This window comes from Protofrankia sp. CiP1_Cm_nod1 (assembly GCF_920888515.1).
In the GTDB taxonomy this organism is placed as follows: Bacteria; Actinomycetota; Actinomycetes; order Frankiales; family Frankiaceae; genus Protofrankia.
This window is the reverse complement of sequence record NZ_CAKKTM010000011.1, coordinates 1-7,054: the sequence shown is the minus strand read 5'-3', so window position 1 is coordinate 7,054 and position 7,054 is coordinate 1. Positions and strand designations below refer to the sequence as shown.

The 7,054-nt window shown below is 70.8% G+C and carries 4 protein-coding genes and 2 pseudogenes; 4 read left to right on the top strand and 2 right to left on the bottom strand.

The window, feature by feature from the left end; all coding sequences use genetic code 11:
* A partial coding sequence (locus tag NBX02_RS00750) for a DUF3027 domain-containing protein (protein WP_250289558.1) occupies positions 1–883 on the top strand: 883 nt, incomplete at its 5' end.
* Between the two features lie 471 nt (positions 884–1,354).
* A pseudogene (locus NBX02_RS00745) lies at positions 1,355–1,525 on the top strand (IS5/IS1182 family transposase); the annotation flags it as partial.
* A gap of 53 nt (positions 1,526–1,578) precedes the next feature.
* Here the strand turns inward: NBX02_RS00745 and NBX02_RS00740 are convergent.
* Positions 1,579–1,935, bottom strand: a pseudogene (locus NBX02_RS00740) (AlbA family DNA-binding domain-containing protein); the annotation flags it as partial.
* A gap of 417 nt (positions 1,936–2,352) precedes the next feature.
* Between NBX02_RS00740 and purL the strand changes: the two are divergent.
* On the top strand, positions 2,353–4,677 hold the full coding sequence (gene purL / locus NBX02_RS00735; protein WP_250286599.1) for a phosphoribosylformylglycinamidine synthase subunit PurL: 2,325 nt from the start codon (positions 2,353–2,355) through the stop codon (positions 4,675–4,677).
* A 285-nt stretch (positions 4,678–4,962) separates the two neighbouring features.
* A complete protein-coding gene (locus NBX02_RS00730; protein WP_250286601.1) occupies positions 4,963–5,790 on the top strand; it encodes a TIGR03620 family F420-dependent LLM class oxidoreductase in 828 nt (275 codons plus the stop codon).
* 70 nt (positions 5,791–5,860) lie between these two features.
* Here the strand turns inward: NBX02_RS00730 and purQ are convergent, their stop codons facing one another.
* Positions 5,861–6,595, bottom strand: a complete 735-nt coding sequence (gene purQ, locus NBX02_RS00725; protein ID WP_250286603.1) for a phosphoribosylformylglycinamidine synthase subunit PurQ — start codon at positions 6,593–6,595, stop codon at positions 5,861–5,863.
* Positions 6,596–7,054 lie beyond the last annotated feature (459 nt).

Below are 7,054 nucleotides of genomic sequence, written 5' to 3'. Positions count from 1 at the left end.
GGCCTCACCCCGGACCCCGCGCGCACCCCGGGCGCCGCGCCCACCCGTGCTGGACGCCGTGTGTGCCGCGGCCGTCGAGCAGGCCCGGGCCGCCGCGTTCGCCGAGGCCGGTGATCCCGGTCTGGTCGGTGAGCATCTCGGTGTCGAGGCCGACGGCGAACGGCTTGTCCTGCACCGTTTCGCCTGCCGGTCACGCGCCTACCCGAACTGGGTCTGGACGGTGGTGGTCACGCGCGCCGCGCGTATGCGCAAGGCCACCGTGGACGACGTGGTGCTGCTGCCCGGCGAGGGTGCGCTGACCGCCCCGCAGTGGGTGCCGTGGTCCCAGCGGCTGCGCCCCGGTGACGTCGGCGTCGGCGACCTGCTGCCGACCGCCGTGGACGACCCGCGCCTGACGCTGCGTCTCGGCGACGTCGAGGAGTTCGTCGACACCGACGCGTGGCACGAACTCGGCCTCGGCCGTCCGCGTCTGCTGTCAGTGACGGGTCGTGACGATGCGCTGGCCCGCTGGTATGCCGGTGAGTCCGGCCCGGAGGCGTCCATCGCCCGGGTCGCCCCCGCCGCCTGCCGGACCTGCGGTTTCCACGTGCGTCTCGCCGGCGCACTGGGGCAGGTGTTCGGGGTGTGCGCGAACGAGATGGCGCCGGACGACGGCCGGGTGACCGCGCTCGACCACGGCTGCGGCGCCCACTCGGAGGCGCTGGTGGCGCCGTCCGCGCACCCGGAGTCGATCGTGTACGACGACGACCCGGGCGACGCGGGGTCCGCCGACCTGGAGCTGGTCGGCGTCGCCGCGCATCCGCCGGGCTCGGTCCCGGACGATCCCGCCCAGGCCGCCCCAGCCTGGGACGCCGCCGGCCCGGAGCCCTACGGCCACTCCTGACGCGGCTCCCGGCTCTCCGTTCGGTTCCGCCTCTCTCTTGGCGGCCGATGGCGGTTTAGAAGCCGGAATGAAGCAGCCTGTGCACCTTGAGCCTTCCACGGGCCCGTGGCCTGCGAAGACGCTCCCGAGGATGTATGTGTTACTTTATTATGATTCCTGAGTGCCGAAGTCTGAGCGCCTCTCGAAACAGGAGATTATGAAGATCTCGAGAATGCCGACGAAAGTTGGCCGGAAGTGTTCTCGGAGTAGTTAGCACGTCGCGTGGCCTCTTGGCAAATTCCTTGAGCTGCCCGAGGATCCGATGAGGTGCGATAAGATTGAGCCTTTCCGCGTAACGACTCATGACTGTCCGCGACCGACACTCTCCATAGCTGACACGCCCGGGAACTGACGATTCAACAAGAAGACGCGGGACCCCGCTAAGAAGACTGCTCCGACCAAAGATCAGCCTTAGAAAGGTTCCGCGTCCCGGTGAGTGTGACATATACGGCCGTGTTGCCATCACGCGAGGAAACCGTTGAGTTTCTGGAGGGTTTACTCGCCGCGGAACGCACCCGACGCGGCACCCACACCGATACCCGCGCGCTGATCCGCCACCAGCAAGCAGTCCTGATACTGCGCTGGTTCCTTGACAGCACGCGGTCACCGTCGTGCGTACGGATATATGAGCCGCGATCCATACCGCGCGCCTTCACATGGCATGGCTTGCGATCGGCGGGTATCTCGTCCACCCGTGCTACTACAACGGGTTGACCATCTACCTCGACGATATCGATCTCGGGTCGAATCGGCGGCTCAAGTTGGTCGGTACAAGCTGAGGCGAGATCGTTCGCGAGCTTCGACACGTCGGTCTCCACCGGCCGGAACCCCTTTGACTCGTCGAGTCCGAGGATCAGCAGGCCTCCTTGGGAGTTCGCGAAGGCCGACACGGTCTCGGCAGCCGATCTGGGCAGTCCTCCAGCGGATGCCTTCACTTCTACGGTTTGCAGGTCCGTACCGGCGCGCCGGAGGCGTACGAGTGCCTCGTCGAACTCGCTCTGGAGGCTCGTCATCACACTCCCATCTCACAACTTCAATCAGTCTACATACAAATTTTGGAGTCAAGCTTGGGTGATGGACTTGTGTGATGGAGGGCTGACAGTTGGACCTGTGGAGCGGGTAATGCCAGGAGCGTGGAACGCGGGCTGTGACGACCTGGGGGACTCAGCGCCAGATCTGGATCTGTCTGGAAACGGTGCCAGCGGCTGTCGGCGACGCCGGCCGGCTGGACGCAGTAGTGATCATGTCGGACATGGGCGCAGCCAGGCCCGGCGCCGCTGGAAAGCTGCGGATGGGGGTGACCTACCTTGGTCGAGGCTCACCAGTCAGGGCATCGTTGACCTGGCCCGATCGGGTTCGTCCTGGCGGGATGCCTGGGGCTGGCCGGGCTTGCGGGCGCTGGGCGGCTTCACCGGGAAGCGTCCGGGAAGATGGGTGGCGTGACCGGTACACCGACCGCACCCACCGTCCCGTCCACGCTGCTTTCCGACGCTGTTGTGCCTGGCGCGACCGCGCAGCCCTACCATGAGCTCGGGCTTACTGACGACGAGTATGCCCGTATCGTCAGCACGCTCGGGCGCACGCCGTCCGACGCCGAGCTTGCCATGTACTCGGTGATGTGGAGCGAGCACTGTTCGTACAAGTCGTCCAAGGTGCACCTGCGCCAGTTCCGCGACACGCCCGCGGGTGACCGGCTGCTCGTCGGCATGGGCGAGAACGCCGGGGTGGTCGCGGTCGGCGAGGGGCTCGCCGTCACATTCAAGATCGAGTCGCACAACCACCCGAGCTTCGTCGAGCCGTACCAGGGCGCGGCGACCGGCGTCGGCGGGATCGTCCGCGACATCCTCACCATGGGCGCCCGGCCGGTCGCCGTCCTCGACCCGTTGCGCTTCGGGGACGCCGACGCCCCCGACACCGCCCGGGTGCTGCCCGGGGTGGTCGCGGGCATCGGCGGCTACGGCAACTGCCTCGGCCTGCCCACGATCGGCGGGGAGGTCGTCTTCGACCCGTCCTACCAGGGAAATCCGCTGGTCAACGCGCTGTGCGTCGGCGTGCTGCCGGTCGGCCGGGTGCAGACGTCGGCGGCGACCGGGGTCGGCAACGCGGTCGTCCTGCTCGGCGCCAAGACCGGCCGGGACGGCATCGGCGGCGTGTCCGTGCTGGCGTCGGCGACCTTCGACGAGGGCGGCGGGCCGGCGCGCCGGCCGTCCGTCCAGGTCGGCGACCCGTTCACCGAGAAGATCCTCATCGAGTGCTGCCTGGAGCTGTTCGACCGCGGCTTCGTCGTCGGCATCCAGGACCTCGGCGGGGCCGGGCTGACCTGCGCGCTGACCGAGACGACCGCGGCCGGGCTCGCCGCCGGCGGCCCCGGCGGGATGGCGGTCGACCTCGGTCTCGTCCCGCTGCGCGAGGCGTCGATGGCGCCGCACGAGATCCTCGCCAGCGAGTCCCAGGAGCGGATGCTCGCGATCGTCACCCCGGACGCGCTGCCCGAGGTGCTCGCGCTCGCCGAACGCTGGGGTGTGCTGGCCACCAGGATCGGGACGGTCACCGACAGCGGGCGCCTCGTCGTCCGCTGGCACGGTGAGGTCGTCGTCGACGTCCCGCCCGGCTCGCTCGCCGACGACGGGCCCGTCTACGACCGGCCGGTGCGCCGGCCGGCGGACCTCGACGCCCTGCGGCTGGACGACCCGGCGGCACTGCCGCGCCCGAGCACCGGGGACGAGCTGCGCGCCACCCTGCTGACCATGATCGCCTCGCCGAACCTGTGCTCGAAGGCGTGGGTGACCGACCAGTACGACCGGTACGTGCAGGCGAACACCGTGCTCGCGCAGCCCGAGGACGCCGGGGTGGTCAGGCTCTCGGAGGAGACGGGCCTCGGCATCGCGCTGGCCACGGACGGCAACGGCCGCTACACCCGGCTCGACCCGTTCGCGGGCGCGCAGCTCGCCCTGGCCGAGGCGTGCCGCAACGTGGCCGCGGCCGGGGCCACACCGATCGCGGTGACCAACTGCCTGAACTTCGGCTCCCCCGAGGACCCGGAGGTCATGTGGCAGTTCGCCGAGGCCTGCCGGGGCCTCGCGGACGCCTGCCGCCGGCTCGGTCTGCCGGTCACCGGCGGGAACGTGTCGTTCTACAACCAGACCGGCGCCACGCCGATCAACCCGACGCCGGTCGTCGGCGTCCTCGGCCTGTTCGACGACGTGGCCCGGCGGGTCCCGATCGGCTTCACGGACGAGGGTGACTCGCTGCTGCTGCTCGGGCGGACCCGGGAGGAGTTCGGCGGCTCAGAGTGGGCCTGGGTGACCCACCGTCACCTCGGCGGGCGCCCGCCCGCCGTCGACCTCGCGGCCGAGAAGCTGCTCGCCGAGATCCTGGTCGCCGGCTCCCGCGACGGGATGCTCACCGCGGCGCACGACCTCTCCGACGGCGGGCTGGCGCAGGCACTGGTCGAGTCCTGCCTGCGGGGCGGGCACGGCGCCCGGATCGTCTTCCCCCGGGACGCGGACCTGTTCACCGAGCTGTTCAGCGAGTCGGCGGGCCGCGCGGTGGTGGCCGTGGCCCGCTCCGAGGAACTGCGCTTCACCGACATGTGCGCCGCCCGCGGACTGCCGTGTCGGCGCATCGGCGTGGTCGACGGCGACACCCTCGAGGTCCAGGACGCCTTCACCGTCACCCTGGCCGACCTGCGAACCGCCCACACCTCCACCCTGCCCTCCCTGTTCACCACCCCCACCCCACCGGCCGCCGCGTAATCCCGCCGACAGCGACGTCCGCCGGTGCCGGCTGCCGGCTGCCGGCGGTGAAGATCGGCGTGAGTCTGTCGTTGTGTACGCCCAGCGGCCCGAAAACCGTACACAACGACAAACTCGCCCGGATCATGCTCCATCCGGATGCCCCAGGGCTCCCGGTGAGCGGATGCCGACCGGACGAGAGTTCGGCGAAGGACGACGGCCTGACGGAAAGATCTTGAAAAAGATTCGTTGAAGGGGCCTGGTGAAGGCGGAACAGGAACGTCCGGCCGCGGGGTTATGCGGGCTATGGTGATTCTTGGACCGATCGGTATCGCGGCTTCCGGGCTTTCGGCGGATCATCCCGAAGCCGAGATCGACATCGCGCGGGAGGCGGAAGCCCTCGGCTACTCGACGTTGTGGCTGCCGGGCGGCCAGGGCAACAACCTGCCCGTCATCAGCCGCGTCGTGCGCGCGACGGAGCATATTCAGGTGGCCAGCGGCATTCTCTCGGTGGACGTGGTGCCGGCGCGCGAGGTGGCTCAGGCATATGCGGATCTCGAGAAATCATCGCCCGGCAGGTTCGTCGTCGGCCTCGGTGGCGCGCACGGTGCCCGGCCGCTGCAAACGCTCAATTCCTACCTGGACGACCTCGACACCGAAGCCCCGGTGGTACCCGCGGCCGCACGAGTGCTCGCCGCGCTCGGCCCGGCGGTACTCGCCCTCGCCCGCGACCGTGCCGCAGGCGCCTATCCCTTCCTGGTCACCCCGGAGTACGTCGAGGGGGCGCGGGCGACGCTCGGCGCGGACTCGGCGCTGGCGGTGCTGCTGTCGGTCGTGCCCGAGACGGATCCCACCGCCGCACGGGCCGCGGCCGCCGAACCGCTGCGGTTCCTCGGCACCGTTCCCGGCTACCGGCGCAACCTCCTCCGGCAGGGGTTCACGGAACAACAGATCACGGACGTCGACGACCGGCTCGTCGACGCGGTGACCGCGTGGGGGAGCCTCGACACGATCGTCACCCGCGTCCGCGAGTACCACGCCGCCGGCGCTGACCAGGTCGTCCTGCGCATAACCGCCGGCAACGACCCGTTCGACGTCTGGCTCCGCCGTTTCGCCGAAGCGTTGCTCACCTGACGCGTCGCCGCCCTGGCCCGGCTGGTCCGGCCGGCTGGTCTGACCAGCCCCGGCCTGGCCGCCCGGCCGGTCAGCCGGTCGCGGCGGCGGGCTGGCGCCGGTGGGAGAGGACCGAGCGGAACATGGCCAGGCCGTCCGAGCCGGGGCCGGTCAGGGGCTCGACGGCGTGCTCGGGATGCGGCATCAGCCCGACGACCGTGCGTTGCGCGTTGCAGATGCCGGCGATGTCGGCGACCGATCCGTTCGGGTTCCCGCCGAGGTAGCGGGCGACGACCCGCCCCTCACCCTCGAGCTCGGCGAGCGTTCCCGGGCTTGCCACGTAGCGGCCCTCGCCATGCTTGACGGGGATGACCACCTCGTCGCCGGCGGTGTAGCCGGACGTCCACACGGTGGCGGCGTTCTCCACCCGCAGCGGCTGGTCCCGGCAGACGAAGTGCAGGCCGGCGTTGCGGGTGAGTGCCCCGGGCAGCAGCCCGGCCTCGCACAGCACCTGGAACCCGTTGCAGATGCCGAGGACGGGCAGCCCGTCGCGGGCCGCGTCCACGACCGCGCCGATGATCGGGGAGAAGCGCGCGATCGCGCCGGCGCGGAGATAGTCGCCGTAGGAGAAACCACCTGGCAGGACGACCGCGTCCAGCCCGGACAGGTCGGTGTCGCCGTGCCAGAGCGGGACAGCCTCGCCGCCGCCGAGGCGGACCGCGCGGGCGGCGTCCCGGTCGTCGAGCGAACCCGGGAACGTCACCACGCCGATCCGACGGGTGACCGCCGCCGCGTCGCCGGAGAGCTCGTGCTGGTCGATGCTCATGCAGCCTCTCTCGCCACGCTGTCGCCTTTCGCCGCGCTGTCGCTTCCCATCGCGCTGCCGCTTCGAGCCTATCGGTGATCACCTGGCTGTTCCGTGATCGCGGCCGCTCCTTCGGGAACCATCCGCCGTGTGCCCGGCCCAGTCCGGCCCAGCCCGGGCCTGTCCTGCCCGTCCTTCTCCTGCCCGCTCCTGCCCGGCCCAGCCCAGCCCGGCCTGTCTCGTCCGGGCTGCCCCGTCCAGGCTGGACGGGCGGCCGGTGCTCCGTGCCGATGCCCGGGAGTGTCGGACGCGGGTACTAGCCTTGGCCTGTACCCACTGCCAGAGCGCCATCCGCCGAGCCCGAGGAGTACGTGATCGCCCGCCGACAGACCGCCCGTGTTCCTGTGCCGTCGCCCGCCGCGTCCGGTGCCGCCGTCGGCCTGCCCGCCGGTGGCGCGGCGCCCGGGGCCGGGGCGGGAT